We start from the raw sequence: 26,281 nt of genomic DNA, 5'->3' as shown, positions 1-26,281 counted from the left end.
CACGCTGACCTGGGTTTCGCTTCGCTCTACCGCAGGCTACGTAAGAGGCAGCCGTAAAGGCCGTACCGTAGCGATAAGTTGCTAGAGGTAAGTAGCCTGGGTTAGCAGAAGGCGTAACCCGGGGAGCTGGTGCGAGTTTGTCGCCATTCCCAAATGACCTACTTGGCATGGACCACGCCAGCCGAGCATATCAATGCCCAGGATGATCTTGGCTCAGAAACAACAAAAGCCCGCATAGCGCGGGCTTTGTCATTTCTGCCTTGTCTCTTCCCCAGTGAAATAGCGGAAGCAAGGTCGTTTTAGTCGCCGCGATATTCGCAACCGCTGGTGCAGGTCTCATGGATACGGATTCGCGACAGCTCCGGCAGCAACGGCTTGAGCTGTTGCCATACCCATTTGGCGAGTATTTCGCTGGTCGGGTTTTCCAGGCCGGGGATGTCGTTGAGGTAGTTGTGGTCGAGCTGCTCGTAGATCGGCTTGAAGATGGCTTTGATCTCCGAGAAATCACGAATCCAGCCGGTATACGGATCGACTTCGCCCTCGATGTAGACCGCGATGCGGAACGAATGGCCATGCAGGCGACCGCACTTGTGGCCTTCGGGGACGTGGGGCAGCCGGTGGGCGGCTTCGAAGATGAATTCTTTAAACAGTTCCAAGGCCAATCTCTTTTCTACGGGCAAACAGGCTGCGATTCTAGCAGCCTGCTGCAACCTGTAGGGGCTTACTGGCCCAGCGCAGCGTTGCGATCGTGACGATAGACACTCACGGCCTCGTACACTGCCTTGCGCAACCGGTTGATGCCACCGATCGGGCGGTGTTCGGGCAGGGCGTGCCATGGGTTGAACGACAGGTTGTCGCAGAACAGATTCTGCTCCGAACTATCGAAGTCCTGAGCTGGCAGACGTATGTCGGCGACGGTCTCGAACGGCGCGATCTTCTCGTCCCACTCTACGCTGGGGTCTTCGATCGGCATGTAGTAATCCGGGTTCTGCTGCTGCACCTGCAAGGCGAAGCAAGCCGGCATACGATCCAGGGAAAGCTGCTGATAGAGGGCGCTGCGCAGGAAGTTGGGCAGATCGGTATTGGGCTTGGGAATGGCGTAAGCCGGGCAGTTTTCCGGTGTTGGAATGACCCGATACTTGATGTTGTGCGGCCCCAGCTTGAACGGAGCGATGGAATTGTAAGTGGTTTCCACCGGGCTGGCAGGGGCGGGGGACAGGGTTTTCAGGGCGATGATCAGGTGACGAATCTCCCAGGTTCGCGGATCCCAGCTCGGAAAGAAGGCCAGGGCTTTCTTGCCGTCCGCTTGTGCGGCGAAGTTACTGCGGTACTCCGCCACGTCACGTACGAAGAACGCGGGGTGATTGAACATCACGAAGTCCTGATCGCCAGCACTGCGTTGATTGTTCATCAGCTTGGCGCCCGGCACGTCGAGTAGCTTGATGGCCATGCCCCGGGCATCGCGAGCGCGGTCGAATTGCGGATAGGCGTTGCCGTTGGACAGGCGCATCCATGCCTGCCAGGTTTTGCCTGGTTCGGCGAGCACGCCGTAGCGCAGGCTTTCATCAAGATCTGCCTTGACCGTCACTTCTGCCTTCACGCAGCCGTGGGCCTTGGCGTGGGCGTCACGCAGCACGCGAGTATTGTCACGGTGCTGCTCGACGACGCGAATGGCGTCTTCGATGATGCCAGCCGTGTAGGCGGCCTCATTGGCTGGAATCTGCTCTTCGCTGGAAACCGGGCCGGAAAACTTCCAGCTGTAATAGGCGCTGCCCACGGCCCAGCCACCCAGGCCGACGACCAGCAGGGTGACCAGCGTTCTGCTCAGTAGGCGTCCGAGCCACAGCCAGAATCGTTTAAGCATCGTTGGACTCCTTGCGATTTGCATTCACGCTGCCTTGGCAGTTCTGCCCGGGATTCCAGGGTTTGGCCGGCACGTCGCTCAACTGGTTTTCCAGCGCCGGATTACCCAGCACCTTCAGGTATTCGACCAGCGCCCAGCGCTCCTCCGGCTGCAGGCCACGGCCGATGACGCCATCGTTACGGCAGCCATCGCGGAATTCATGGCCGCCGTTGCCATTGCCCTTGATGCGTGTATCGAGCAGGAAACCGCCTGGGAACTTGTCGCTGACGAAGCCCACATGCTTTGGATCGAATTCGAAGTTGCCCACCCAGAAGCTGCTGGGCCGCTCCGATATCGGCGACAGCAGATGAAACAGCGTTGGCACCGAGCCGTTGTGCAGGAAGGGCGGCGTGGCCCAGATGCCATCCAGCGGACGGGGTTTGTAGCCGCGAATCTCCTGCACGCCAATGGGCAGGCCATAACCGTCCATGCGTTTGCGCTGCTCGGGCGTGATCCCCTTGTCGCGATAGGCACGGTCTTCAACGTAGGCGGTGACATAGGCCAGCGCCTCGGCAGTGGAGATGGCGCTGAAATCGATCTTATCGAGGCTGTTGCTGAACAGCTTCACGTCCAGCCTCGCCAGCTCGGCTTTCTTCCAGCCCAGCTTGCGGATGTCGAAACGGTGGTCGGCGATATTGTCGGCGGTGGTGGAGTCGGTACCCACGATGGACGTGTCGACGACTTGCATGTACCACTCGGGGTCGCGATCAGGTGCCATGCGATGATCTGGCGGAACCACCTTCGGTGCGTGGCAGAGGGCGCAGTTTTCTTGGAATAGGGCGCGTCCACGGCTGGCGAGCGGCAGGTCGATCTTGCCAAAGACCTTTTCCGGCCAGGTTGGCGGCTGCAGGTGTTTGAGGGCTTCTTCCAATTGATAAAGGTCGTTGATACGCACGCTGGACGCGTAGCGCTGATCGTGTGGCACCGGGCGCCCGTTTTCGTCGAGCAGTTGCAGGGTAGCGCCAACCCCCAGTGCCTCGCCGACGTTGCGGGCCATGGGCTGCATGGCCGAGCCGTTCCATTGTACCCAGTCGAACTTCCAGATATCCCACAGATGGGGATAGCTGACCGGCGCATCGGCCACGCGGTAGTTGGCAGCATCGATACTGTCGCCAAATACCGTGTTGGCGATACGGCCGAAGGCGTCGGTACGGCCAAAGCCTTCCTCGGTCGGGTAGAGGCCGCGGTGCCAGTCGTTGTAGGCGGTGCTCAACAGGCGATCGAGCACCTGCTTGAACTCCACACGCAGCCTGTCGTAGTCGCGCTCGTAATGCTCGCCCAGTACTTCATGGGCGAAGCGACGGAATTTCAGCGGGTTGTAGTAGGTGAACGCCATGCTCATACCCAGGGCCTGACCGAAGCTGCCGCCCTTGAGCGTCGGCACGGTGGAGGCCAGCGAGTGCAGCGCTGCGCCACCGTCGATACGTACCGCCTGGCCCTTATAGCGCAGCTCGCCGGTATGGCAGGCGGCGCAGGTGATGTCCAGGTACTGCACGCCGCTTTCGTCGTCCTGATGGCGGGCGAAGCCTACAGGCAGGTTGCCGGGATTCAGGGCCGTGGCCTGTTGGCCGGGTTGGGTGAGAAAGCCGAAGCGCGCGAGGTAATCGGGGTGGGCGAACTTGGCCTTGCCGAATGGCATTTCCAAGGCGGTGAACCAGTCGTAATGCAGGTCTTTTACCGTAGTGCCCTGAGGTGTGTAGTAATAGAACTGGCGCTGCTGTTCGCTCCATTGTCCCAGGTAATGGACCTTTTTCGCCGGCGTGTAAGCCGGTAGGTTGGGATTGACGATGTAATAGAGGATGACCAGCAGGGCGGTCAGCACGAGCAGAGCGATGAGTTTCAGCGCGCGGCGAATCAGGCGCATCGGGACGTCCTTGTGGCGTTCTTCCAGTCGTCCCCCTTTATGCCCATGCCGTCACTTAATGGCAAGATGCCACGCGCAACTGGCGAACAAATTCAGCTTGGGCTAGGTGCCGACGCCCAGCCAGCTGGCCACACAGCCCACTGCTGCGCGCTGGCGTTCATGCCAGCTACCGGCGATGTCCACGACGTTCTGGCCGTTGGCTTGGAGCCACTGCGCGCAGCCCTGGTGAAAGGCCAGGCGCTCCGCCAGATCCGGCTGGCAGCGCTGGCCATCGCCTACCCATTCCACGCCGCGCGGGTCGAGCAGCAGATGCAGGTGATATTCCCGGGCCAGCAGGGCGGGCTCCATCCACTCCGGGCAATCACCGAACAGCGTGCGGCTCCAAAGAATGTTGCTGAGCAGGTGGGTGTCGAGGATCAGCAGGTGAGGGCGTTGCTCGCGGGCTGCATCTTCCCAGGCGAGCTGACCGTGGGCGATGGTGGAAATATCGGCGTAGCAGGTATCGCGTTGCTGCGTGTCGATGAAGTGGCGCACGTATTCACCGACCACGATACCGCCGAAGCGCTGCTGCAGCTCGTTCGCCAGCCTGCTCTTGCCGGTCGATTCCGGGCCGGTCAGCACCAGGACGTTCATGGGCGCGCCGCGCGCAGCTCGCGCCGCCAGGTCAGCCAGCCATGACAGGCCAGCAGGGTGAACAGAGCGTACAGCACAGCGGTAAGGTACAGCGCCTGATCGATGAACAGCACGACGAACAGCACGTCGAGGACGATCCACAGCGTCCAGCACTGCAAACGCTTCTTGGCCATCCACAGTTGCGCGACGAGGCTGAAAGCGCACAGGGTCGCATCCTGCCAGGGCGCGCTGGCATCGGTGTAGCTCATCATCAGCAGGCCCAGCACGGCCGAACCGAGCACGCCCAGGGCGAGTCCTGAAAGGGTCTGGCACAGGTTCAGGCTCGATACCTGCAGGCGCTCGTCGGGGCGGTCGCCACGCGTCCAGTGCCACCAGCCGTAAAGCTGCAGGGCGGCGTAGACGCATTGCAGCAGCGTGTTGGAGTAGAGCTTGGCCTCGAAGAACACCCAAGCGTAGAGCGCCACCATGACCAGCCCGATCGGCCAGCACCAGGGGTTCTGCCGCACGGTCAGCCAGACGGCGATCAGGCCGAGCAACGAGGCGCAGACTTCGAGCGGTGACATGGAACCTCAGCTTGTGAAGGTTGGGCGGGCGCGCATTCTAGCGCTTGTGGCGCCTGGGAGATCGATCGACTGACAGGAAAGTGACAATTTCGCTTTGATAGCGTTTTGAAATTGCATGCGAGTGATTTATAACTGCCGCTTTTTTCGGCCCCGCTGGAACCTCCTCCAGCGCCTCCAGTCCGAGAAACAATCCCTTTACAGCCAGTTCATCTGGCACCTTTCCGAGGAGTTTCGATGGACAGTTGGCTCGCTTTTCAGGCGCTGATTCTGGGTATCGTTGAAGGTCTCACCGAATTTCTGCCCATTTCCAGCACCGGGCACCTGATCGTGGTCGGTGACTTGCTGGATTTCAACGGCGAGCGCGCCACGGCCTTCAAGATCATCATCCAGCTTGGCGCCATCCTTGCGGTGATGTGGGAGTTTCGTCAGCGCATCCTGTCGGTGGTTACCGGCCTGGGCAGCGATCCCATGGCCCGGCGTTTCACCGTCAACCTGATGATCGCGTTCTTTCCGGCGGTGGTGCTCGGCCTGCTGTTCGCCGATCTCATCGAGCACTGGCTGTTCAACCCGATCACGGTCAGCGCCGCGCTGGTCATCGGTGGCGTGGTCATGCTCTGGGCCGAGAAGCGTCAGCACCGCATCGTCGCCGAAACGGTCGACGACATGGACTGGAAGCTGGCTCTCAAGGTCGGCTTCGCCCAGTGCCTGGCATTGATTCCGGGCACTTCACGCTCCGGCTCGACCATCATCGGCGGCCTGCTGTTCGGCCTGTCGCGCAAGGCAGCCACCGAGTTCTCGTTCTTCCTTGCGATGCCGACCATGGTCGCCGCCACGGTGTACTCGCTCTACAAGTACCGGGATATCCTGCAACTGAGCGATCTGCCGCTATTCGCCATCGGTTTCGTCACCACCTTCATTGTCGCCATGCTGACGGTGCGTGCGCTGCTGGTATTCATCGCCAACCACAGTTACGCGGTATTCGCCTGGTACCGAATTGCCTTCGGCCTATTGATTCTGGCCACCTGGCAGTTCGGCTGGATCGACTGGATCACGGCGGAGGGCTGATCGCCCAGCCGTCAAGGACGCATATGCAGAGAAGGGAGCAGGCGGGCCGCATCAAACGCTGGGACGATGACAAGGGCTTCGGGTTCATTCAGCCCGTTGCCGGTGGAACCGACGTGTTCGCGCACATTTCGGCGATGCGTGGTGATCGTCGGCCCACTGCCGGGGACCAGGTGCTGTTCGTGGCCGGGCGCGACGACAAGGGCCGCTTGCGCGCCGAGCATGTGCGCCTGGCCGGTGAACTGGCGATCGATCAGCCGCAGATTCGCGTCAAGCCGACTACCGCCAAGCCCAACGCAGGCAGGCCAAACACGAAGGCTGCCAGGCCAACTGCGCGCGGCGCTCGTCGGCCAGCGGCCGCAGTGCGCAATCCGCTCGCCAAATGGCTGGTTTTCGCCGTGCTGTGTCTACTCCCTGTGTTCGGCGCACTGCGTTGGCTGGCTAACGGAATGGTATGGACGACGTTGGTCTATCCCGTGGTCAGCGTGCTGTGCTTCTTCCTCTACTGGCACGACAAGAACAGCGCCCAGCAGGGCCGCCAGCGCACGCCGGAAAACACCTTGCATCTGGTCGAACTGGCTGGGGGCTGGCCGGGAGCCCTAGTGGCTCAGCAAACCTTTCGGCACAAGACGCGCAAGGCGTCCTACCAGTTGGTTTTCTGGGCCATCGTGGCGCTGCACCAACTGGTCTGGATCGATCAGCTCTTGCTAGGTGGTGCCTACACCAGCGGTTGGTTGCGCAGCCTGCTATAGATCGAGCAGCAGGCCGACCTGCTGCTTGCGTGGCAGGCGCCGCACCACCAGTTGGTGGGAGCGGGTCAGCAGATCGCGCAGCTCCTCGTCACCCAGCGGCGGTTGGCTGCCATTCATGCTGATCCAGTGGGCGCGGGCGAGGTAGGGCGCCGGGCGAATACCGGGGCGATCGGTGAAACCCAGAAACAGCGCAGCATCCACCTTGAAGGCCAGGTTGTCACCGAGAAAATCGAGGATGGCGAACATCTTGTTGTGTGCGACTGAGAACACCTGGTTGCTGCCCCACTTGTAATCGACGCGCGCGCCTGGCAGTTGCAGGCAGAAGGCGATCATTTCGTCACGGGTCACGGCTGCACCGCCTTCGGCCGCTCGGCACGGCGTAGCAGTAACAGGCTCAGCCCCAGGCCAAGCAGCGACAGCAAGCCCGAGGCGAGAAACACCGCGCCATAATCGTAGGCGGTGGCGATCAGGCCCATCAGGGGGCCGGCCACGCCCAACGCCAGATCGAAGAACAGCGCGTAGGCGCCCAGTGCCGAACTGCGGCTGGCCGCTGGAATGTTGCCGATCGCCTCGACGCCAAGCGCCGGATACACCAGCGACAGGCCGAAGCCGGTCAGCGCTGCGCCACACAGGGCCAGAGCCGGGATCGGTGCGATCCACAGCAGCAACAGACCAATGGTTTCGATTGCCAGGCACACGGTCGCGACCCGATAGCCGCCGCGCCGCTCGATGGCGCCGGCGAACAACAGCCGCGCGGCGATGAAGGCCAGGCCGAAGGCGCTCAGGCAATAGGCGGCGTGTTCCCAGCCGAGGCTCGCGTAATACAGGGTGACGAAGGTCGCCAGGGTGCCGAAACCGATGGAGCCCAGGGCCAGCGCCAGCCCGTTGGGGGCGATGGCCAGAAAGACGTTGTGAAACGGCAGGCGCTTGCCCTGAATGACCGGGATGGCCGGTTTGTCCCGCGCCACCCATAGCGCACCGACGCAGAGCAGGGTGATGGCTGCGCCGATGCTCCACAGGCCCAGGGTCGAGACCATCAGCACGCCCAGTGGGGCGCCGATGGCGATGGCGCCGTAGGAGGCGATGCCGTTCCAGGAAATCACCCGTGCGGTGTTCTCGGCGCCGACCCGGCCGATGCCCCAGGTGATCGAACCGGTACCGATCAGCGCCTGGGAAATGCCCAGGGCCACACGCCCGGCCAGCAACAGGCCCAGGCCTATCGCGCTGGATGCCTCATGCAGGCTGGTCGCCGCCAGGGTCAGCACGCCGCTACCCAGGGTACCGCCCAGACCGTAGACCACCGCGCGCTTGGGGCCGATCCGGTCGATCAGCATCCCCGTGATTGGCCGTGAAACCAGGGTGACGAGGTACTGCAGGCTGATTACCAGGCCCGCCATCACCGAGCCATAACCCAGGTCGTTGAGCACGAAACCGGGTAGTACCGCCAGGGGCAGGCCCACGCAGAGAAAGCCGATGAAGGTGAAGAACACCACGGCTAGAATTCGCGCGGTCTGGCCGGGTGCCTGGGGCTTGCGGGTGGTCATCGGGTGTCCTGTGCGGTGGAGTGGGAGATAACGTTATCAGGTTGGTCTGACTCTGTGCGAGCCAGGTCCGTTCCAGGCATCAGCCAGCCCTCGCTGCTGGCCTGGATCATATGCTCGAGCCAGGCGCGCACGGCTGGCAGCATGCCGCGCCGGTGAGGGTAGACGACCTGCAGGTGCCCGCCGGGCAGGTTCCAGTCCGGGAGCAGGCGCACCAGGCGGCCTGCCTGCAGATCGGTCACGCATTTGGTGTGCGGCAGCATGGTGAAGCCCAGCCCCTGCAGAGCGGCCTCCCGGCGGATATCGAAGTCTTCAATGCTCAGGCGTGCTTCCAGCGCCACTTCACGTCGCACACCGGCTGAGTTTCTGAGCAGATGATGGATACGCCTGTCGCTGGCCGCCGCGCCCAGCGCCGGAAGCTGTTGCAAATCTTCGGGCGTGCGGATCTCCAGTCCATGCAGCAGCGCTGGCGCAGCCACCAGATAGGCAGAGGCGGGCGCCAACTGACGAGCAATCAGCGAGGGATCCTCATCGCTCTGGTCACGCACGCGCAGTGCGACGTCGATGCCTTCCTGCAACAGATCGACGCGGCGGTTGGTCAGCACCACATCGAGCTGCACCAGCGGGTACTTGACCAGAAAGCTGGTGATTACCGGATGCAGACCGGCGCGTGCCATTTCCACCGGGCAGGACATACGCACCCGCCCGCGTGGTTCGCTGCTTAGCGAAGCCACTGCCTCCTGCGCCTGCTCGGCTTCGAGCAGCATCGCCTGGCAATGGCGCAGGTAGCGCTCACCGGTTTCGGTCAGCGCCAGCTTGCGGGTGGTGCGTTGCAGCAGGCGCACGCCCAGGCGAGCCTCCAGCTCGGCCACCCGCCGTGACAGCCGCGATTTGGGAATGCCCAACTGCTGCCCGGCCGCGCTGAAGCCGCGGTGCTCGACCACCTTGGCGAAATACATCAGGTCGTTGAGGTCCTGCATGAAGGCTCCGAGTTACGCAAAATACGTTTGTCCCATTGGTGGAACGCATCATCGCATTTTTACCGCCTAATCAGCGATTGGCTCCATTGGTAGGATTAACCCATCGAACAGTCACTGACTTCTTTCAAGGAGACCTTCATGAAACTTCTGCACATCGATTCCAGCATTCTTGGCGACGCTTCCGCTTCTCGCCAGCTCAGCGCTGCCGTAACCCACGCCTGGAAAAATAGCGAGGCCAATGTCGAGGTCACTTACCGCGACCTGGCCAGCGATGCGCTAAGTCATCTGTCTGCTGCCAGCTTTGTTGCCGGCGGTACTCCGGCCGAGCTGCGCGACGCCGCCCAGGCTCACGAAGTGGCCCTGGCCGAAGCGACCCTGGAAGAATTCCTGGCGGCCGATGCCATCGTGATCGGCGCGCCGATGTACAACTTCACCGTGCCGACCCAGCTCAAGGCCTGGATCGACCGTATTGCGGTCGCCGGCAAGACCTTCTCCTACACTGAGAATGGCCCGCAAGGTCTGGCTGGCGGCAAGAAAGTGGTGATCGTTTCCACCGCCGGCGGTATCCATGCTGGGCAAGCCAGCGGCAAGGCTCACGAGGACTACCTGATTCTGGTTCTGAATTTCCTGGGCATCACCGACATCGAAGTGGTGCGTGCCGAAGGCCTGGCTTACGGCGACGAGCCTAAAGCCAATGCTCTGCGTGGCGCTCAGGCACAGATCGACGGTCTGTTCGAAGCTGCCTGACCGAGCACCTGCTGGCGGCGTCGGGTTTCCCCGGCGCCGTAAATGTGCTTCCTTGTTTGCCAGGCGCAGCATCGGCTGCAGTCACTGGATACAGACACGAGGGAGTCATGCCATGAGGAAATCACTGTTGTCGGCAGCGTTGCTGGGCCTTGCCGGGCTGGCGGAAGCGGGTGTGGTAGTCAAGAACGTCCCCTACGAGATCGACGGCCAGCCGTTCGAAGGCAAGCTGGTGTACGACGACGCGATCAGCGAACCGCGTCCCGGTTTGCTGATGGTGCCCAACTGGCTGGGTGTCACCGACGCCTCTGCCGAGAAGGCCGCCCGTGCTGCTGGCGACAAGTACGTGGTATTCGTGGCCGATATGTACGGCAAGAGTATCCGCCCCAGCAATGCCGACGAAGCCAAGCAGGCTGCCACCACCGTGCGCAGCGACCGCGCGCTGATGCGCAAGCGTGCTCAGGCGGCTGTCGAGGTGCTCAAGGCACAAACTAGCCAGGTCGCCCTGAACACCGCCAAGCTGGGCGCGATCGGCTTCTGCTTTGGCGGTGGCACGGTTCTCGAACTGGCCCGCTCGGGTGCTCCGCTGAAAGCCTTCGTGTCCTTCCATGGCAACCTGGACACACCCAACCCCGCTGACGCCAATAACATCAAGGCGCCGGTGCTGGTGCTGCATGGTGCGGATGATCCGGCCGTGCCGCCGGCTCAGGTCGATGGGTTCGAGGCGGAAATGAAGGCTGCCAAGGTGGACTGGCAACTGGTCAGCTACGGTGGTGCGGTGCATTCGTTCACCGATCCGCTGGCCAATACGCCAGGCAGCAATCAGTACCATCCATTAGTTGCAGCGCGTGCATTCAAGGCGATGAACAATCTGCTCGATGAGGTGTTCGAGTAACGCGAAACAGAGAGGGGAAGGCCGTGCGGTCTTCCCCTTTTTCGGGTTATTTGGCTGGCACAACTGCAATGTCGATGATGTCGTCGGGCAGGTTCTTGATCTCGCCCAGGGCTGTGCTCTTGCCCGTTTCCAGATCGACCTTGTGCAGCGTGGTACCGGTCAGCAAATAGGCGGTATTGCCGCCCTTGCCATCGCTCTTGATGTCCAGCGCGGCGCTGTTCAGGTTATCGGCGATCTTGCCAACCACTTGCTGGATGCCATCATTTGGCGGGTTCTGCAGCATCAGGTTGCCGGTCGCCAGGTCGACGGTGTACAGCGCAGTTTTCTCGGCGCCCTTGTAGGCGTTGGTGTAGGCACCGGCTAATACCTTGGGCGTCTTGCCAGCGTACGGACCATCCTTCGCATAGGCGACCTTGCCGTCCACTACCACCTCACCGCTCTCGACATTGACGCGCAGGCTGGTGCCATCGGCCGCCAGCAAGCGCAGGCGGTCGGCGACCGGGTTGAAGTCGACCACAGCCTGGCCCATGCCCGGTAGCGCTTGGCTGAGCGTAGCGGCCTTGGTGGCTGCGCCGCTCTTGGTATCGATGGTGTAGAGCTGGCCGGCGTCATCTACGCCATAGAGCGAGCCATTACCTGGGCGAATATCGATTCCGCGCAGACTGGAAACACCGCTTAGTTTCATATCGGAAGCGACGGTAAGGGTCTTGGTGTCGATGTGGAGCAGTTTGCCATCTGCACTCAGGGCCAGCAGATCATCGGCATTGGCAGTGGCACAGCCCAGAGCTGCGGCGGTGATGGCGATACCGAGCACTTTCTTGGAAATATTCATGAGCGTCCTCTCTATGGGTAAGGCGCGAAGGATTCTTCGCGCTGGCATCCAGGTACCGTGGTTAAGCACCTGTTATCCATACCCCCGAGATCGCCAGGCAGATGTCGCCAGACACATCTGCTTACATCAGTTCAGCGCTGCCGTCACCGCGCGACCGATATACAGCACCTCGCCAGTAGGTCTGCTCAGTGGCGAGCCACCAGCTGGCTCCAGGGTCAGCTCGAACAGCTGGCCGGCGCGTACCGCGCCAATCTGTTCAGCCGTGAGCGTCAGGCGTTCGCCCGGCTCGACCAGGCCGAGAGAGCGGGGGCCATCCTTCGGATCGACGAGCGTCCAGAACTGTACCGAGCGGTCTGCCGCAACCTGGTCGTCACGCAGAGGCTTCAGCAGCAAGGTGCCGGTCGCATCGATATGCACCACCCAGCCCGGTGCTGCGGCTTCGCCTGGCGGCTGCAGTACAGCGGTATAGATCGCCGAAGGCCCAGGCGTATCGGCCTGCCACGGCATAGGCAGCAAAGCGGCGATCAGCGCGAGTGCCAAGGCAGCACTGGTCAGGCGCCAGGCATTGAGGTTTGACCACCACTGCTGCCAGGCGCTCGTTTGTTGATTCAGATTGAGAGTCTGCTGGATGCGCGGCCAGAGTCCAGGTGAGGGCGAGCTGGGTTCGAGCCTGTCACTGAGTTCGAGAAAATGCTGCTCCCATTGCAGAGCCATCTCGGCAGCCTGGGGGTCGCGCTCGATCAGCTCGGCAATTTCGGCAGCCTGTTCCTGTTCAAGCAGGCCAAGAACGTATTCACCGATAAGTGCACGGCGTTCTGCGGGGTCAGTGCTGATCATCGTTGCAAACACTCCTGCAATGCGCGCAAGCCGCTGCGAATGCGCCCTTTGATGGTGCCCAGTGGTGTGCTCAGGCGCTCGGCGATCTGCTCGTGGGTCAGACCTCGATAGAACGCCAGCAGAACCGGATGACGCCGCGGCCGCTCAAGCTTTTGTAGGCACCCGCGCAAATGGCGCCTGTCCGACTGCTGTTCGTGCTGCTGAGCAGCCGATGGGCTGTCGTCAATCAGCTGTTCGGCGATGTCGTCGACCAGTGCCACCGTGCGGCCGCGCTGGCGCAATTGATTCAGTGCGCGATAGCGCAGAATGCTGTAGATCCAGGCTCGGCCGCCGCCCAGCGCACGCTGAAAGCGCCCCGCATTGCGCCAGATCTGCACGAAGGCATCATGCAGGCAGTCCTCGGCAGCATCGCGCTGGCCCAGCAGGCTGATGGCCAGCCCGAGCATCTGCGCCGACTCTTGGCGATACAGCGCCTGAAAGGCGCGCTCGTCACGGCGCGCGCAGGCTTCCAGGGTATGGTTGTAATCGAACATCGGGTCAGACATGCCGTCGTCCTGTGCTGGGCTGCGTCCTGAGGGTGGCAAGGGTTATACCCGAGAGCAGGCCGTTTGGATGTGCCGGCAATGAAACAATTAGTCTCGGCAACGGTGGGGCAGCGGCTGCCAATAGCCTGAACTCGAGCGAAGCGGCCACAGTCTATGCTGCTCAGTGACAGAGGAGCGTCTACATGCGTCTGATTCGCCTGGGTTTTCTATTGTCTGCGGGGCTTTTGGTCGGTTTCGCCGAGGCGCGAGACTATCGCTACAGCGACGCCCACCTGCATTACGTGGATTTCTTCCAGGAAAGCGTCGGCATGGACATGCTGCTCAAACGCATGGATGAGTCCAGGGTCGACCATGTGATGTTCTCGGGCATTCCGGTGGCCAAGAAATGGCATGAGGACGAACCCAAGCGCCCACGCTATTACGCCGGTGACGATGCCGCTGCCTATTGGTACAGCGCCACCGACGTGCTGATCGCCCACGCCTACAAACAGGTGCCCGAGGCGCAGCGTCACCGCTTTCACCCGTTCCTGTCCGGCTTCAACCCCAACGACAAGAACTCCGACTCCCATATTCGTCGCATGCTGGAGCTAGACCCTGGGCTGTGGCAGGGCATTGGCGAAGTATTTACCCGCCATGACGACCTCACCTCGCTGATCGAGGGCAGCACGCCGCGAGCCAATAACGAGGCCATGACACGTGTCTATCACCTGGCTGCCGAGTACGACCTACCGGTGATGATGCACTCCAACATCACATCCAAGCGCGAGCGCAATCCGCTGTATCTGCAGGAGATCGAGGAGCCGCTGCGCAATCATCCCCATGTGCGCTTCATCTGGGCCCACGCCGGCACCAGCATGGAAATTCACCGCCATCAGGAGAAACTGGATTTTCTCTACGACACCCTGGCGCGCATGCTGGAGAGTTACCCCAATCTGTACATCGACCTGTCGTGGACCATGCTCAGGCCCTACCTGACCGATGAGAGCGGCAAGCCGGACCCCAAATGGGTAAAGCTGGTCGAGCGCTACCCCGATCGCTTCATGGTCGGCTCCGACGTGGTCGGCCGCTTCGACAGCATGGGCGAATACATGCACGGCTTCGACCGCTTCCTCGATGCGTTGCCCGAGGAGGTCGCTCACAAGGTCGCCCGCGACAACTTCCTGTCCATCCTGCCGCGCAAGGTACAGGAGTCGCTGCCCGCTTCGCGCTGATTGTCATCAGGCTGTCATCGCCGCGTCATAGCCTCGCGCCATTCCAAAACAGGAGCGTGAGATGCAACAGTTTCGATTCGCGACGATGACGGCGTTGCTGCTGGCAGCCGGGCTAGTTCAGGCTGAGGTGAAGGTGCAGGGTCCTGTCGAGTACGGCGTCTTCATCAGCCAGCACAAGGATTTCCAGCCGGGGGAGCGGGTATTGAGCCAGTCCAACCAGCAGATCGAGCACACCAGCGTGGTGCCCGCCAAGCTCGGCACCAAGTTCGGCATGCGTTACACCCTGAGCGGCAAGACGGCTGACGGTGAGCCGTTGACGCTGCTGTATCTCACTCCGGGCGTGATCGGCGCCGATGGCCAGCGCCACGACAAGTTCGTGGTGACCCAGAAGCTGGTACCCGATGCACCTCACGATGTCATGGCCTTCGAGTTTTCCGAGAACAACGAAGTGGTGCCAGGGGAGTGGCATTTTCTGCTGTTCCAGGGCGACCGTAAGCTGGCCGAGCAGCGCTTCGACGTGCGCTGAGAACCGTCGGGCAATAAAAAACGGCGCCCTAGGGCGCCGTTTTTTATTGCAGGCAACCGATCAGTTGGCCCAGCGCTTGAGGACCAGGGTGGCGTTAGTGCCACCGAAGCCGAAGCTGTTGGACATGATGGTGTCCAGCTTGGCGTTCTCGCGAGTCTCGCGCAGGATCGGCAGGTCAGCGACCGCCGGGTCCAGCTCTTCGATGTTGGCCGAGGCGGTGATGAAGTTGCCTTCCATCATCAGCAGGCAGTAGATCGCCTCGTGCACGCCAGCGGCGCCCAGGCTGTGACCCGACAGGCTCTTGGTGGAGCTGATGGCCGGGGCGTTGCCTGCGAACACTTCACGAATACCCTTGATTTCCGCGACGTCGCCGACCGGAGTCGAGGTGCCGTGGGTGTTGAGGTAGTCGATCGGGCTGTCGACGGTGGCCAGCGCCTGCTGCATACAGCGCACCGCGCCTTCGCCGCTCGGGGCAACCATGTCGTAGCCATCGGAAGTCGCGCCATAGCCGACGATTTCCGCGTAGATCTTCGCGCCGCGAGCCAGAGCGTGCTCCAGCTCCTCGACCACGACCATGCCGCCGCCGCCAGCGATGACGAAACCGTCACGGTTGGCATCGTAGGCGCGCGAGGCTTTTTCCGGGGTGTCGTTGTACTGAGTGGAGAGGGCGCCCATGGCGTCGAACAGGCAGCTCTGGCTCCAGTGCTCTTCCTCGCCACCACCGGCAAAGACCACGTCCTGCTTGCCGAGCTGGATCTGCTCCATGGCCTGGCCGATGCAGTGGGCGCTGGTCGCGCACGCCGAGGAGATCGAGAAGTTGACGCCCTTGATCTTGAACGGAGTCGCCAGGCAGGCCGATACGGTGCTGCCCATGGTGCGGGTAACGCGGTAGGGACCAACACGCTTGACGCCTTTCTCGCGCAGGGTGTCGATGGCTTCCATCTGGTTCAGCGTGGAGGCGCCGCCGGAGCCGGCGATCAGGCCGGTACGCGGGTTCGATACCTGCTCTTCGCTGAGGCCGGAATCCTTGATCGCCTGCTCCATCGCCAGGTAGGCGTAGGCAGCGGCATCACCCATGAAGCGGAACAGCTTGCGGTCGATCAACTCTTCCAGGTTCAGGTCGACGGAGCCCGATACGTGGCTGCGCAGACCCTTCTCGGCGTATTCCGGATTGAAGCGGATACCGGGGCGGCCAGCGCGAAGGTTGGCGGAGACGGTTTCTTTGTCATTGCCCAGGCAGGAAACGATGCCTAGACCGGTAATAACGACGCGACGCATGGAAAGGATCCTTTAGAAACTGTCGGTGGAAGTGAACAGGCCGACGCGCAGGCTTTCGGCACTGTAGATCTCGCGACCATCGACACTCACGGTGCCATCGGCGATCGCCAGGATCAGCGAACGGGTGATGGTGCGTTTGATATGGATGTTGTAGGTGACCTTCTTGGCGGTCGGCAGAACCTGACCGAAGAATTTCACTTCGCCCGAACCCAGGGCGCGACCACGGCCGGGGTTACCCTGCCAGCCGAGGAAGAAGCCGACCAGCTGCCACATGGCATCGAGGCCCAGGCAGCCTGGCATCACCGGGTCACCTTCGAAGTGGCAGCCGAAGAACCACAGGTCAGGATTGATATCGAGCTCTGCGACAATTTCGCCTTTGCCGTACTTGCCGCCCGTTTCGCTGATGTGGACGATCCGGTCGATCATCAACATGTTGGGGGCGGGCAGTTGCGCATTACCCGGGCCGAACAGTTCGCCGCGGCTGCAGCGCAACAGATCTTCCTGGGTGAAGGCGTTTTGTTTGGTCATGCGAGCTCCTCAATAATCCCCACGCGCCTCGGCTGGGTAAATCGTCCTGGCCGGCTGCGCATGAGTGATGCGACTGCCAGCAGCCTAGTCATAGACTGTTGCGTTGTGGTGAAAGTCACAGTGTGGTGAGTACAGTTGTACTCTGCAGGCGGCAATGGTGTCACAGATGCCCCTTTGATGCCCACTTCAACCAACAAGCGTGCAGTATTTTCGCCTATCTGACTAGAGGTTGCGAGTATTGCGATCCCACGTGAGGTGGGATTTCGCATGACGGCGGTACAACAGCGTCAGGTCACCGATAGCCAGCGTTCGAGCACTTCCTGCAGCTCCATGCGTTTGAACGGCTTGGCGAGGTAATCGTTCATTCCGGCTTGCAGGCAGGCCTCGCGGTCACCCTGCAGGGCGTTCGCGGTGAGGGCGATGATGGGTAAACGGCCCTTGGCACCCAGGTCACGGATACGCCGAGTAGCCTCGTAGCCGTCCATGATAGGCAGGCGACAATCCATCAGCACGGCGGCGAACGTTTTGCGCTCGACCGCATTGACGGCCTGGGCGCCGTCGACCACCAGCTCGACCTGATAGCCCAGGCTACGCAGCATGGCCTCGATCACGGTCTGGTTCACCGCATTGTCTTCTACCAAAAGTACTGAGCGCTCGACCGGCGAAGAAGGCGTGCTGACGGTAGGGTGAACGGGCAACTGCGGCTGCTGGGCAGAGAAGGGCAGCGGAATTTCCAGAGTGAAGCAGGAGCCGCGGCCGAGCTCGCTTCGTGCGGTCAGCGTGCCGCCCATGCATTCGGCAAGGGTGCGCGCGATGGGCAGACCCAGGCCGGTGCCGCCGTAGCGGCGGGATATGGAGTTGTCGGCCTGCTGGAAGGCATCGAACATGGTGTCCAGGCGCTCGGCGCTGATGCCGATGCCGGTGTCGTGCACCTGGCAGGTAAACCACAGCACCTGGTTGTCCAGCGCCTGCCAATGGGCTTCGACGCGTACTTCGCCGCGCTCGGTGAATTTCAGGGCGTTGCCGATCAGGTTGACCAGAATCTGCCGCAAGCGGGTTGGGTCGCCCTGTACCTGCGGCGCCGGCAGCGCATCGTCGAGTTCCAGGCGCAACTGCAGGCCACGCTGCTGGGCGCTGTGCTGGAAAGCCTGCAGGGCGGACTTGAGCAGCGTCGGCAGGTTGAAGCTGATCAGCTCCAGCTCCAGAGCACCACGCTCGATGCGCGAGAAGTCGAGAATATCGTTGATCACCTTGAGCAGGTGCTCGGTGGACTCCATGGCCAGGGCCGCGTACTCGCGTTGCTCGTCGTTCATTTCGGTGGTGTCGAGCAATTGCAGCATGCCGAGCACGCCGTTCATGGGCGTGCGCAGCTCGTGGCTCATCATGGCCAGGAAGTCGGATTTGGCGCGATTGGCCAGGTCCGATTCCTCTCGCGCCTTGATCAGCAGGGTCATGGCCTGTTGCTGCTCCTGAGCGGCGTTCTGCAGCCCGTTGGCCAGGTCATTGATGTGGCGGGCCAGGGTCGCCAACTCGCCGCCGCCGACTTCGGGAAGACCTGCCTGGTAGTTGCCAGCCTGGATCGCGGTAACGGCTTCGCTCATTTCGCTCAGGGGTCTGGACAGCCGCCCAGCCAGGCGCCTTGCCAGGACAAAGGTTAGCAACAGGGCGAAGAGCACCAGCGCAGCGACCTTGAGAAGGATTTCCTGCTGCCGGGAATTGAAGGCATCGCTGGACATGCCCACCACCACGCGGCCCAGGTAACCGATGCCAGGTGCGTCAACAGCACGTGCCTGCTCCTCGACGAAATCACCGCCCAGGTCTACCTGCTGTTGCTGGATGGGCGCCTGGAAGATGTCCAGTTGGCCATTGCCGGTTTGCGCATGATCGGGTTGTTCGAGGTACGCGAGGATGTTCTCGTCACGATCGCGTACCTCGATGAAGCGTACGTGGGGCGTCTTGAGGGTTGCCTGCAGCAGGGATTCCAGCATACGGCGATTGCCGGAAATGACCCCGTACTCGGTGGCAGGCGCCAACTGGCTGGCGATCAACTGGCCAGTATGGTTGATCTCAGCGCGCAGATCCTGCAGGCGATTGAAGGTCAGAAATCCAGTCAGCAACAGGGTCAGCAGCAGCGCAGGCCCGACGCTGATGAGTTGGGTGTGGACGTGGATGTTCCAGCCTCGCCACAACTTCATGGCGTTTCTCCTTGAGATAGGTGCCGGGCGAGTTCCGCATCGCTAGGCAAGGTGATTCCCAGCGCGCGGGCCACCTGAGGGTTGCCGAGTACCTTGAATGTTTGCGAATAAGCCCCCGCCGGCCAACGTGCTGGCGGCTGATCCAACAATTGGTTGAGTGTGGCCAGCTGGTCGCTTTGATCGCTGTAGGTCGTGGCCAGGCTGCCCGCGCGAACGAAGCCTGCACTCGGTCCGATCAACGCGTGCTGCTGGCTGTAGCTGGTCAACAGCAGAGTCTTGGCGGTCATCGAGTTGTAGAGGTCGTCATCGGCGATAGCGAGCAGTACATCGCTTGCTCTCAGCAGATTGATCACCGCTTTGTTGTCCCGCGTATCCTGCCAACTGCTTGCGACGATCTTGAGCCCCAGTTCACTGGCCGCCTGGTGTAGTTCTTCGATCAGAAATGCGCTGTGCGGGTCGTGCAGCACGCCCACGCGTGGGGCGTTTGGCAGTAGAAGCTTGAGCAGACGCAACTGGCGGCGCGGCGCCGGATCTTGCCAGAGCACGCTGAACTCCGCTGGATGACGCTTGCCAAGGATTTCGCGTGCGTCGGTCTTGCTGACCTGAAGCACGAGTGTCGGTGGGCCTTTGGGGGTTGTGAGGCGCCAGTTCAGAGCGGGTTTGCCGAACAGGATTAGACGCGTATCGTCGCCGAGCTGGTCGAGCGGCGGCATGTCGTTCAGGGGCACGACGCGAAGGCGGTCGGCCGGGCGGCTTTTGGCCAACGCGCTTGCGAAATGCTGCAGGGTGGAGGTGTCGCCTGCTGTGCTGAGCAGCAGCTCAGCTGCTCGCACTGGTGTGTGCAGCACGCACAGCGTGACCAGCGCTCGGCATAGCCAGGTCCGGTAGCGGGCATGAACACGCGTTCTTTGAAAACTCATCCGGGCAGTGAAACCGACAGGCGACACGAGGTATGGCCAGCACAAATACAGGAGGCCACCAGCAACATAGGGTTATCAATAGTGGTGAAGGAAGTCACGCAACGGCCCTGTTCGCGTAGAGCAGGCATGTTAACCGAGCTGCGGCACCTTGCCAGCCAGCAATTGCCGAAATAGCGGCTGTCTCGCGCTTGTTCGTGGGCAATAGAGCGGCTACGCAGACTGGCCGTAACAATCGCGAGCCGTATAATGCCCGCCACTTGCATAGCACAACGGACTGGTCATGACTCAACAGCAACCTATCGCGGTATTGGGTGGCGGCAGCTTCGGAACCGCCATTGCGAACCTGCTGGCGCAGAACGGCTACCGCGTTCTGCACTGGATGCGCGACCCCGTACAGGCTGAGGCCATTCGTACACAGCGCGAAAATCCGCGTTACCTCAAGGGCGTCAAAGTGCTCGACGGTGTAGAACCGACCACCGACCTGCCGGCGGTACTCACAGCCTGTGAGTTGGCTTTCGTGGCGCTGCCGTCTTCTGCCTTGCGCCAAGTGTTGCAGCCTGTGTCGGGATTGCTGGCCGGCAAGCTATTGGTCAGCACCACCAAGGGCATCGAGGCGCAGACCTTCAAACTGATGAGCCAAATCATCGAAGAGGTCGCGCCAAAGGCGCGCATCGGCGTGCTGTCGGGGCCGAATCTGGCCAAGGAAATCGCCGCACACACCCTGACCGCCACCGTGGTTGCCAGTGAAGACGAAGAGCTTTGCCGCCGCGTGCAGGAAGTGCTACACGGACGTACGTTTAGGGTCTATGCCAGTGCCGATCGTTTCGGCGTCGAGTTGGGTGGTGCGCTGAAGAACGTCTACGCCATTATGGCCGGTATGGCGGCAGCGTTGGGCATGGGCGAGAACACCAAAAGCATGTTGATCACCCGGGCGCTAGCAGAGATGACTCGGTTCGCCGTGCACTTGGGCGCCAATCCCATGACCTTCCTGGGCCTGGCCGGGGTGGGCGATCTGATCGTTACCTGCTCTTCACCGAAAAGCCGCAACTATCAGGTCGGGTTCGCCTTGGGTGAGGGGCTGAGCCTGCAGGAGGCTGTCGATCGTCTTGGCGAGGTGGCCGAAGGCGTCAATACCATCAAGGTGCTCAAGGCCAAGGCCGAAGAGCTGCAGGTGTACATGCCGCTGGTGGCCGGGTTGCACGCCATTCTGTTCGAAGGGCGCACCCTCGACCAGGTGATCCAGGCACTGATGCGCGCCGAGCCCAAGACCGATGTCGACTTCATTTCAGCCACGGATTTCTGAGGACAATCTTATGAGTGATCACTCCAAGGGCGAGCCCATCGGCCTGCGTCTCGTCTGGATGCTGCTGTTTATGTTCGTCTGGCAACTGGCCGAGCTGCTGCTGGCCGGCGTTGTGTTGCTGCAGCTCATCTATCGCTTGATCTATGGCGCGCCGAACGCCGGCTTGCTGAGCTTCGGTGACAGCCTCAGCCAGTACTTGGCGCAGATCGGCCGCTTCGGCACCTTCAACACCGAAACCAAGCCCTGGCCGTTCGCCGACTGGCCGGCTGCCCGCCCTGCGCAAGGCGAGGCTGCCCATCGCGTGCCGCCAGCGCCACATCCGGTCCGCGACGAGGAGCCGAAACTATGAGCCAGCCGGCATGAAGCTCTGGTTGTTGCGCCACGGCCAGGCCCAGGCCCAGGCGGGTAGCGATGCTGCCCGTGAGCTGACGGCCCATGGCCGTGACGAAGTGTGCCAAGCCCTCGAACATCTGCGTGGTCGTTCGCCTGCCATTCTGGTTAGCCCCTATGTGAGGGCCCAGCAGACGGCTGCGCTGGTGCACGACGCATTGGCCTTGCAGGCGCCTGTGCAAACCGTGCCCTGGCTGACACCGGACAGCGATCCGCGTGACAGCCTTGCCAGGCTGCAGCAATTGTCCGGAACTGAATTGCTGCTGGTTTCTCACCAGCCCTTCATTGGCGCCCTGGGTGGCCTGCTGGTGCATGGCCATCGTCAGCAGCCACTGGCGATGCATACGGCCAGTCTGGCACTGCTCGAAGGCGAGGACCTGATTGCCGGGCTGATGCCCCTGCAGTTGCTGGCGCACCCTGAGCTGCATTGATCAGCCCACCCACAACAACAAGAAGGATCGACCATGAGCATCTGGCGTCAGACACCCAACCTCGACGAACTTAATGCCGCCCAGCGCAATACCATCGGTGAGCTCTTGGACATCCGTTTCGAAGCCTTCGATGACGAGTCGATCACCGCCAGCATGGCCGTCGATTCGCGGACCCATCAGCCCCACGGCCTGCTGCATGGTGGCGCCTCAGTGGTGCTGGCCGAGAGCCTGGGTTCCACGGCCAGCTACCAGTGCATCGACACCGAGAAGTTCTTCTGCGTGGGCCTGGAGGTCAATGCCAACCACCTGCGTGGGCTGCGCAGTGGGCGCGTCAAGGCGGTGGCCAAAGTTGTGCACCTGGGCCGCACCACCCATGTCTGGGATATTCGCCTGAGCGGCGGTTAAAAACAGGCTCGGACTGCTCATTTACAGCTCGTAAACTCCGCGTCCTCGCCTGTTTTCGCCTTGCATTGCTCTAGCTCGCGAGACTTTGAACAGGCTCTAAGCGCCGGAGCAGGGTTGGCCGGAGCGTCGTGCTTCCTGACCGTTACAGGCGTTGTCGGCCTGGCAAGGCTGGCTGACAATCCCAGCACTGCCTGCCACCTGTGCGATTGCCATGGATCAGCTCATCTTCTTCGCCCACGCCAACGGTTTTCCTTCGGCCACCTACCGCAAGCTGTTCGCGGCGTTGGCGCCGGAGTACCAGGTGCAGCACCTGGCGCAGCATGCCCATGACCCGCGCTTCCCAGTGAATGACAACTGGAGCAACCTGGTCGACGAGCTGATTCACCATCTCGAACAGTGCGCTGGGCCGGTGTGGGGCGTAGGCCACTCGCTGGGCGGTGTGCTGCATTATCATGCGGCGTTGCTTCGCCCGGATCTGTATCAGGGCGTGGTCATGCTCGACTCGCCGGTGCTCAGCCGCGTCGACCAGTTGGTGATTCACGCGGCCAAGCGGTTCGGCTTTATCGACCGGCTCACCCCAGCCGGGCGTACCCAGGGGCGGCGCGAGGCCTTTGTCGACGGCCATGAGGCGCGTCGTTACTTCGCTGAGCGTACGCTGTTCAGCCGCTTCGACCCTGAATGCCTGGACGCCTATGTCGAGCACGGTCTTCACCCGGGTGAAGAGGGCCTGCGCCTGCGTTTCGAGGCCGCTACCGAGATGAGCATCTATCGGAGCGTGCCGCATATCAGCCCGGGGCGGCCGCAACAACTCAAGGTGCCGCTGGCGCTTGTAAAAGGCGCCGAGAGCCGTGTTGTGCTCGCCCACCACGGGCGCATGGCACGAAGGGCGCCACGCGGCGAATTTCTGATCATGCCCGGCGGGCATATGTTCCCCCTCGAACACCCGGATGCCACTGCGCAGTTGCTTCGGCGCCTGTTCGCCCGCTGGCAGCAACCTCGCGAGACGATGCAGTGACCTGTATCCCCGAAGAAATACGCTTGCACCTACCGCATATCGAGCTGACCGCTCAAGTCTATGGGCCGCCCGATGGACATCCGGTCATCGCCCTGCATGGCTGGCTCGACAATGCGGCGACTTTCGCGCGGCTGGCTCCCAAATTGGCGGGCATGCGTATCGTCGCCGTGGATTTTGCCGGGCACGGTCATTCGGCTCATCGCCCATCGGGTACCGGTTATGCCCTGTGGGACTACGTGCACGACGTACTGCTGGTCGCCGAGCAGCTTGGTTGGCCCCGCTTCAGCCTGCTTGGGCATTCCATGGGTGCCATCGTTTCGGTGCTGCTGGCGGCCACCTTTCCCGAGCGCGTGCAGCGCCTGGCGCTGATCGACGGGCTGGTGCCGCCCACCGTCGAGGCCGATGGCGCAGTCGCTACCCTGGCGGAATCGCTGCGTGGCCGCCTGACCTTGTCCGCCAAGCGCAAGCCGGTCTATCCCGACATCGAGCGAGCTGCCCAGGTGCGCCAGCGCGGTGTCGGACACGTCAGTTTCGAGGCGGCGATGTTGTTGGCGCAGCGCGGCCTGATGTCGGTGCAGGGCGGGCTGACCTGGCGCACCGACAGCCGCCTGACCCTAGCCACGCCCCTGCGGCTGACCCAGGCCCACGCGCAGGCGTTCGTCACCGCGCTGCGCTGCCCGACCTGCCTGGTGCTGGCCGAACAAGGGCTGCTGGCGACACGGGATGGTCTGGCTGACTTGCTTGCGCAGACCGAAATCAGCGTCGAACGCCGGCCCGGCGGTCACCATCTGCATCTGGATGACGAGCAGGGTGCACAACTCGTAGCAGACTGTTTCAAAGCATTCCTTAGCGCGCCTTGACGGCCCGTGGCAACTGGGGAAAGGTGTCGGGCACTGCCATGGAGATCTGCATGACCGACCTGTTCACCGTCGCGCCGGATGCGCTGCCCACCTTGCCTGCTTACTTGCAAATGCCTGCTGCTATCGGGGGATCGGCATGCGTCTGAGCTACCTGTTCGCGCTGATGCTCGTCAGCCCTCTGGCCGGCGCCGATGTGGCTGGTAGCCGCGATCTCGATGTGTTGCCGCGTTTCGCCGGCAGTGAAATTGTCACCTTCAAGGAAGAGGCTGAGCAGGAGCGCGTGTATCCCCAGGGAACCGTACGCCGCATCAGCGGGCGCCTGCGTTACGAGCGTGAAGTGCTGGTGCAAGGCGCGCTTACCGCCGTTACCTATGAGTTGCCGGGAACCCACAGCGCCAATGAGGTGTTCACTCAGGCTCGCGAGGCATTACAGGATCAGGATGCTCAGTTGCTGTACTGGTGTCAGGGTCGCGAATGCGGCTCCAGCAGCCTGTGGGCTAACTCGGTATTCGGCAATTCCACACTCTATGGCTCGGATGACCAGCAGGCCTACGCCTTGCTGCGCCTGGCCGAGCCGCGCCATGACAGCCTGGTGGCGCTTTACAGCATCACCCGCGGCAATCGCCGTGCTTACCTGCATGCCGAGCTGCTCAAGGCCGGGCAGCCGTTGGCCAAGGTGCTGCCGACCCCGGCGACTCTTTCTCGGCAACTCAAGAGCACTGGCACGCTGCGCATGCCCGAACGGGACCAACCCAGCCCCGAGTGGGCGGAGGTGCTGGCGCGCAGCCTCAACCTCGACAGCACCTTGCGGGTCAGCCTGTCCGGGGTGAATGCCGAGGCCTGGCGTGAGGCGTTGATCGACGATCAGGTCAGGGCCGCACGCTTAGAGATCGGCGAAAGCACCGGCGACGGTTTGCGTATCGACGTGCTACGTTGAGCGCGCCTGCGTTAGGCCTGAGTCTGGTTTGCTGGAAGTTCTGAAAAATGCCGAATAACGACCGCTTGCTGGTGCAGATCCTGCTCCTGGGGCTACTGGGTGCCAGCCTTTGGGTGCTGGCGCCGTTCTGGTCCGCGCTGTTCTGGGCGGCCGTGCTGTCCTTCGCCAGCTGGCCTGTCATGCGCTGGCTGACCCGTGTATTGAAAGGCCGGCAGTCGGTTGCCGCCGCCTTGCTGACCGGCGTGTGGATCGTGCTGGTGGCGGTGCCGCTGGTGATGCTGGGCTTTAATCTCGCCGACCATATCCGTGACGCCACCGCAATGCTCAAGGACTTTCAGGTCGATGGCCTGCCGCCACCGCCAGGCTGGCTGGCCTCTGTGCCCCTGGTCGGCGACCGCCTAGTGAGTATCTGGGAAACCCTGGATCAGCAGGGATCGGCACTGTTCGCCACGGTGCAGCCCTATCTTGGGCAGGTCGGCAACTTCCTGCTGGTACGCAGCGCCAAGATCGGCGGCGGCTTCCTGGAACTGGCCTTGAGCCTGATCCTGGTGTTCTTCTTTTATCGTGACGGCCCGCGTCTGGCTGCCTTCGTCGAAAGCCTGCTTGAGCGGCTGATCGGTGAGCGCGCCCAGCATTACCTCGAGCTGGTCGCCGGTACGGTACAGCGGGTGGTCAACGGGGTGATCGGTACTGCGGTGGCGCAGGCGCTGCTGGCCTATATCGGGTTCATGATCGCGGGCATTCCTGGTGCGCTGGTGCTCGGTGTGCTGACCTTCGCCTGCAGCCTGATCATGGTGCCGCCTCTGGTCTGGGGGCCGGCGGTAGGCTGGCTGATCTGGCAGGGCGAGATCGGCATGGCGATCTTCCTGGGCATCTGGGGCTTCTTCATCATCAGCGGCGTGGACAACATCCTCAAACCCTACTTGATCAGCCGCGGCGGCAACCTGCCGCTGGTGGTGGTGCTGCTCGGCGTGTTCGGCGGCATCCTGGCCTTCGGCTTCATGGGGCTATTCCTCGGCCCGACTCTGCTGGCCGTCGCCTACAGCCTGCTCAGCGACTGGGTCGCTCACAAAGCACCGGCTGGCCTGCCGCCCCGTGAGGAGCGCCGGCCGCCGTTGTGAGGGCGAGTCG

General features: G+C 62.3%; 28 protein-coding genes and 1 pseudogene. 14 read left to right on the top strand and 15 right to left on the bottom strand.

The annotated features are described in order from the left end of the window. Positions 1 to 299: 299 nt before the first annotated feature. From queD to pnuC, 5 genes are all read right to left on the bottom strand, one after another. Positions 300 to 656 carry a 6-carboxytetrahydropterin synthase QueD gene (queD, locus tag PVA39_RS09100; RefSeq protein ID WP_075961648.1) on the bottom strand — a complete coding sequence of 119 codons (357 nt, stop codon included), beginning with the start codon at positions 654 to 656 and terminating at the stop codon, positions 300 to 302. A 65-nt stretch (positions 657 to 721) separates the two neighbouring features. Then, positions 722 to 1,864 carry a catalase family protein gene (locus PVA39_RS09095; RefSeq protein WP_093504301.1) on the bottom strand — a complete coding sequence of 381 codons (1,143 nt, stop codon included), beginning with the start codon at positions 1,862 to 1,864 and terminating at the stop codon, positions 722 to 724. After that, complete coding sequence (locus PVA39_RS09090) at positions 1,857 to 3,767, bottom strand: di-heme-cytochrome C peroxidase (RefSeq protein ID WP_274123801.1); 1,911 nt, start codon at positions 3,765 to 3,767, stop codon at positions 1,857 to 1,859. Before PVA39_RS09090 ends, PVA39_RS09095 begins: the two co-directional genes overlap by 8 nt. A 102-nt stretch (positions 3,768 to 3,869) precedes the next feature. Further along, on the bottom strand, positions 3,870 to 4,400 hold the full coding sequence (locus tag PVA39_RS09085) for an AAA family ATPase (protein WP_274123799.1): 531 nt from the start codon (positions 4,398 to 4,400) through the stop codon (positions 3,870 to 3,872). Then, positions 4,397 to 4,963: a nicotinamide riboside transporter PnuC gene (gene pnuC / locus PVA39_RS09080; RefSeq protein ID WP_274123798.1), complete on the bottom strand. Its 567-nt coding sequence runs from the start codon at positions 4,961 to 4,963 to the stop codon at positions 4,397 to 4,399. Before pnuC ends, PVA39_RS09085 begins: the two co-directional genes overlap by 4 nt. Positions 4,964 to 5,197: 234 nt before the next feature. On the opposite strand from pnuC, the gene PVA39_RS09075 reads away from it, so the two are divergent. Both PVA39_RS09075 and PVA39_RS09070 read left to right on the top strand, forming a co-directional pair. Beyond that, entirely contained in the window at positions 5,198 to 6,028 is an 831-nt protein-coding gene (locus tag PVA39_RS09075) for an undecaprenyl-diphosphate phosphatase (protein WP_274123796.1), read from the top strand. 23 nt (positions 6,029 to 6,051) lie between these two features. Next, complete coding sequence (locus PVA39_RS09070) at positions 6,052 to 6,777, top strand: cold shock and DUF1294 domain-containing protein (protein WP_274123794.1); 726 nt, start codon at positions 6,052 to 6,054, stop codon at positions 6,775 to 6,777. Here PVA39_RS09070 and PVA39_RS09065 read toward each other — a convergent pair. Genes PVA39_RS09065 through PVA39_RS09055 form a run of 3 tightly spaced genes read right to left on the bottom strand, consistent with a single transcriptional unit; the run spans position 6,772 to position 9,298 of the window. Next, on the bottom strand, positions 6,772 to 7,110 hold the full coding sequence (locus PVA39_RS09065; protein ID WP_443200951.1) for an MmcQ/YjbR family DNA-binding protein: 339 nt from the start codon (positions 7,108 to 7,110) through the stop codon (positions 6,772 to 6,774). The two genes, PVA39_RS09070 and PVA39_RS09065, sit on opposite strands and share 6 nt — an antisense overlap. A gap of 11 nt (positions 7,111 to 7,121) precedes the next feature. Continuing rightward, a complete protein-coding gene (locus tag PVA39_RS09060; protein WP_274123792.1) occupies positions 7,122 to 8,321 on the bottom strand; it encodes an MFS transporter in 1,200 nt (399 codons plus the stop codon). Further along, positions 8,318 to 9,298, bottom strand: a complete 981-nt coding sequence (locus tag PVA39_RS09055; protein WP_274123790.1) for a LysR substrate-binding domain-containing protein — start codon at positions 9,296 to 9,298, stop codon at positions 8,318 to 8,320. Before PVA39_RS09055 ends, PVA39_RS09060 begins: the two co-directional genes overlap by 4 nt. A gap of 138 nt (positions 9,299 to 9,436) precedes the next feature. Between PVA39_RS09055 and PVA39_RS09050 the strand changes: the two genes are divergently transcribed. Next, a complete protein-coding gene (locus tag PVA39_RS09050; RefSeq protein WP_274123789.1) occupies positions 9,437 to 10,045 on the top strand; it encodes an FMN-dependent NADH-azoreductase in 609 nt (202 codons plus the stop codon). 112 nt (positions 10,046 to 10,157) lie between these two features. Further along, positions 10,158 to 10,937 (top strand): dienelactone hydrolase family protein, encoded by a 780-nt coding sequence (locus PVA39_RS09045; protein WP_274123787.1) that lies wholly within the window; start codon positions 10,158 to 10,160, stop codon positions 10,935 to 10,937. 46 nt (positions 10,938 to 10,983) lie between these two features. Here PVA39_RS09045 and PVA39_RS09040 read toward each other — a convergent pair whose 3' ends face one another. From PVA39_RS09040 to PVA39_RS09030, 3 genes are all read right to left on the bottom strand, one after another. Next, on the bottom strand, positions 10,984 to 11,769 hold the full coding sequence (locus PVA39_RS09040) for a DUF4394 domain-containing protein (RefSeq protein WP_274123786.1): 786 nt from the start codon (positions 11,767 to 11,769) through the stop codon (positions 10,984 to 10,986). Positions 11,770 to 11,895: 126 nt separating this feature from the next. Next, positions 11,896 to 12,606 (bottom strand): anti-sigma factor, encoded by a 711-nt coding sequence (locus PVA39_RS09035; protein ID WP_274123785.1) that lies wholly within the window; start codon positions 12,604 to 12,606, stop codon positions 11,896 to 11,898. Further along, positions 12,603 to 13,151 (bottom strand): sigma-70 family RNA polymerase sigma factor, encoded by a 549-nt coding sequence (locus PVA39_RS09030; protein ID WP_274123784.1) that lies wholly within the window; start codon positions 13,149 to 13,151, stop codon positions 12,603 to 12,605. The genes PVA39_RS09035 and PVA39_RS09030 overlap by 4 nt, the downstream gene beginning before the upstream one ends. Before the next feature lie 182 nt (positions 13,152 to 13,333). Here PVA39_RS09030 and PVA39_RS09025 point away from each other — a divergent pair, with 182 nt between their 5' ends. Both PVA39_RS09025 and PVA39_RS09020 read left to right on the top strand, forming a co-directional pair. Beyond that, on the top strand, positions 13,334 to 14,362 hold the full coding sequence (locus tag PVA39_RS09025) for an amidohydrolase family protein (protein ID WP_274123783.1): 1,029 nt from the start codon (positions 13,334 to 13,336) through the stop codon (positions 14,360 to 14,362). A 61-nt stretch (positions 14,363 to 14,423) separates the two neighbouring features. Then, on the top strand, positions 14,424 to 14,888 hold the full coding sequence (locus PVA39_RS09020) for a DUF3859 domain-containing protein (protein ID WP_147177547.1): 465 nt from the start codon (positions 14,424 to 14,426) through the stop codon (positions 14,886 to 14,888). A gap of 60 nt (positions 14,889 to 14,948) precedes the next feature. Here the strand turns inward: PVA39_RS09020 and fabB are convergent, their stop codons facing one another. The 4 genes from fabB to PVA39_RS09000 form a co-directional block, all read right to left on the bottom strand. Next, positions 14,949 to 16,166, bottom strand: coding sequence for a beta-ketoacyl-ACP synthase I (fabB, locus tag PVA39_RS09015; protein ID WP_093504329.1), 1,218 nt, complete (start codon positions 16,164 to 16,166; stop codon positions 14,949 to 14,951). 12 nt (positions 16,167 to 16,178) lie between these two features. Further along, positions 16,179 to 16,694 (bottom strand): 3-hydroxyacyl-[acyl-carrier-protein] dehydratase FabA, encoded by a 516-nt coding sequence (gene fabA, locus PVA39_RS09010; protein ID WP_013791679.1) that lies wholly within the window; start codon positions 16,692 to 16,694, stop codon positions 16,179 to 16,181. Between the two features lie 287 nt (positions 16,695 to 16,981). Then, entirely contained in the window at positions 16,982 to 18,889 is a 1,908-nt protein-coding gene (locus PVA39_RS09005) for an ATP-binding protein (RefSeq protein ID WP_274123782.1), read from the bottom strand. Then, on the bottom strand, positions 18,886 to 19,809 hold the full coding sequence (locus PVA39_RS09000) for an ABC transporter substrate binding protein (protein ID WP_443200950.1): 924 nt from the start codon (positions 19,807 to 19,809) through the stop codon (positions 18,886 to 18,888). The genes PVA39_RS09005 and PVA39_RS09000 overlap by 4 nt, the downstream gene beginning before the upstream one ends. A 280-nt stretch (positions 19,810 to 20,089) precedes the next feature. On the opposite strand from PVA39_RS09000, the gene PVA39_RS08995 reads away from it, so the two are divergent. From PVA39_RS08995 to PVA39_RS08960, 8 genes and pseudogenes are all read left to right on the top strand, one after another. After that, positions 20,090 to 21,112 carry an NAD(P)H-dependent glycerol-3-phosphate dehydrogenase gene (locus tag PVA39_RS08995; RefSeq protein WP_093504335.1) on the top strand — a complete coding sequence of 341 codons (1,023 nt, stop codon included), beginning with the start codon at positions 20,090 to 20,092 and terminating at the stop codon, positions 21,110 to 21,112. A 10-nt stretch (positions 21,113 to 21,122) separates the two neighbouring features. Further along, on the top strand, positions 21,123 to 21,461 hold the full coding sequence (locus tag PVA39_RS08990; protein ID WP_274123780.1) for a DUF4389 domain-containing protein: 339 nt from the start codon (positions 21,123 to 21,125) through the stop codon (positions 21,459 to 21,461). Positions 21,462 to 21,471: 10 nt separating this feature from the next. Beyond that, positions 21,472 to 21,933, top strand: coding sequence for a phosphohistidine phosphatase SixA (gene sixA / locus PVA39_RS08985; protein WP_274123779.1), 462 nt, complete (start codon positions 21,472 to 21,474; stop codon positions 21,931 to 21,933). A 33-nt stretch (positions 21,934 to 21,966) separates the two neighbouring features. Continuing rightward, positions 21,967 to 22,332: pseudogene (locus PVA39_RS08980) on the top strand (hotdog fold thioesterase); the annotation flags it as partial. A 217-nt stretch (positions 22,333 to 22,549) separates the two neighbouring features. Continuing rightward, the gene (locus PVA39_RS08975) at positions 22,550 to 23,353 is read left to right on the top strand and encodes an alpha/beta fold hydrolase (protein ID WP_093505084.1); all 804 of its coding nucleotides are present in this window, start codon (positions 22,550 to 22,552) and stop codon (positions 23,351 to 23,353) included. Then, positions 23,350 to 24,213 (top strand): alpha/beta fold hydrolase, encoded by an 864-nt coding sequence (locus PVA39_RS08970; RefSeq protein WP_274123778.1) that lies wholly within the window; start codon positions 23,350 to 23,352, stop codon positions 24,211 to 24,213. Before PVA39_RS08975 ends, PVA39_RS08970 begins: the two co-directional genes overlap by 4 nt. Positions 24,214 to 24,349: 136 nt before the next feature. Further along, positions 24,350 to 25,150, top strand: a complete 801-nt coding sequence (locus tag PVA39_RS08965; RefSeq protein ID WP_093504345.1) for a DUF4892 domain-containing protein — start codon at positions 24,350 to 24,352, stop codon at positions 25,148 to 25,150. 47 nt (positions 25,151 to 25,197) lie between these two features. Beyond that, entirely contained in the window at positions 25,198 to 26,271 is a 1,074-nt protein-coding gene (locus PVA39_RS08960) for an AI-2E family transporter (protein WP_093504347.1), read from the top strand. Positions 26,272 to 26,281 lie beyond the last annotated feature (10 nt).

The organism is Pseudomonas sp. CNPSo 3701 (genome assembly GCF_028674975.1).
In the GTDB taxonomy this organism is placed as follows: domain Bacteria; phylum Pseudomonadota; class Gammaproteobacteria; order Pseudomonadales; family Pseudomonadaceae; genus Aquipseudomonas; species Aquipseudomonas straminea.
Note: the sequence above shows the minus strand (reverse complement) of the source record. Positions and strands in the feature narration are given on the sequence as shown.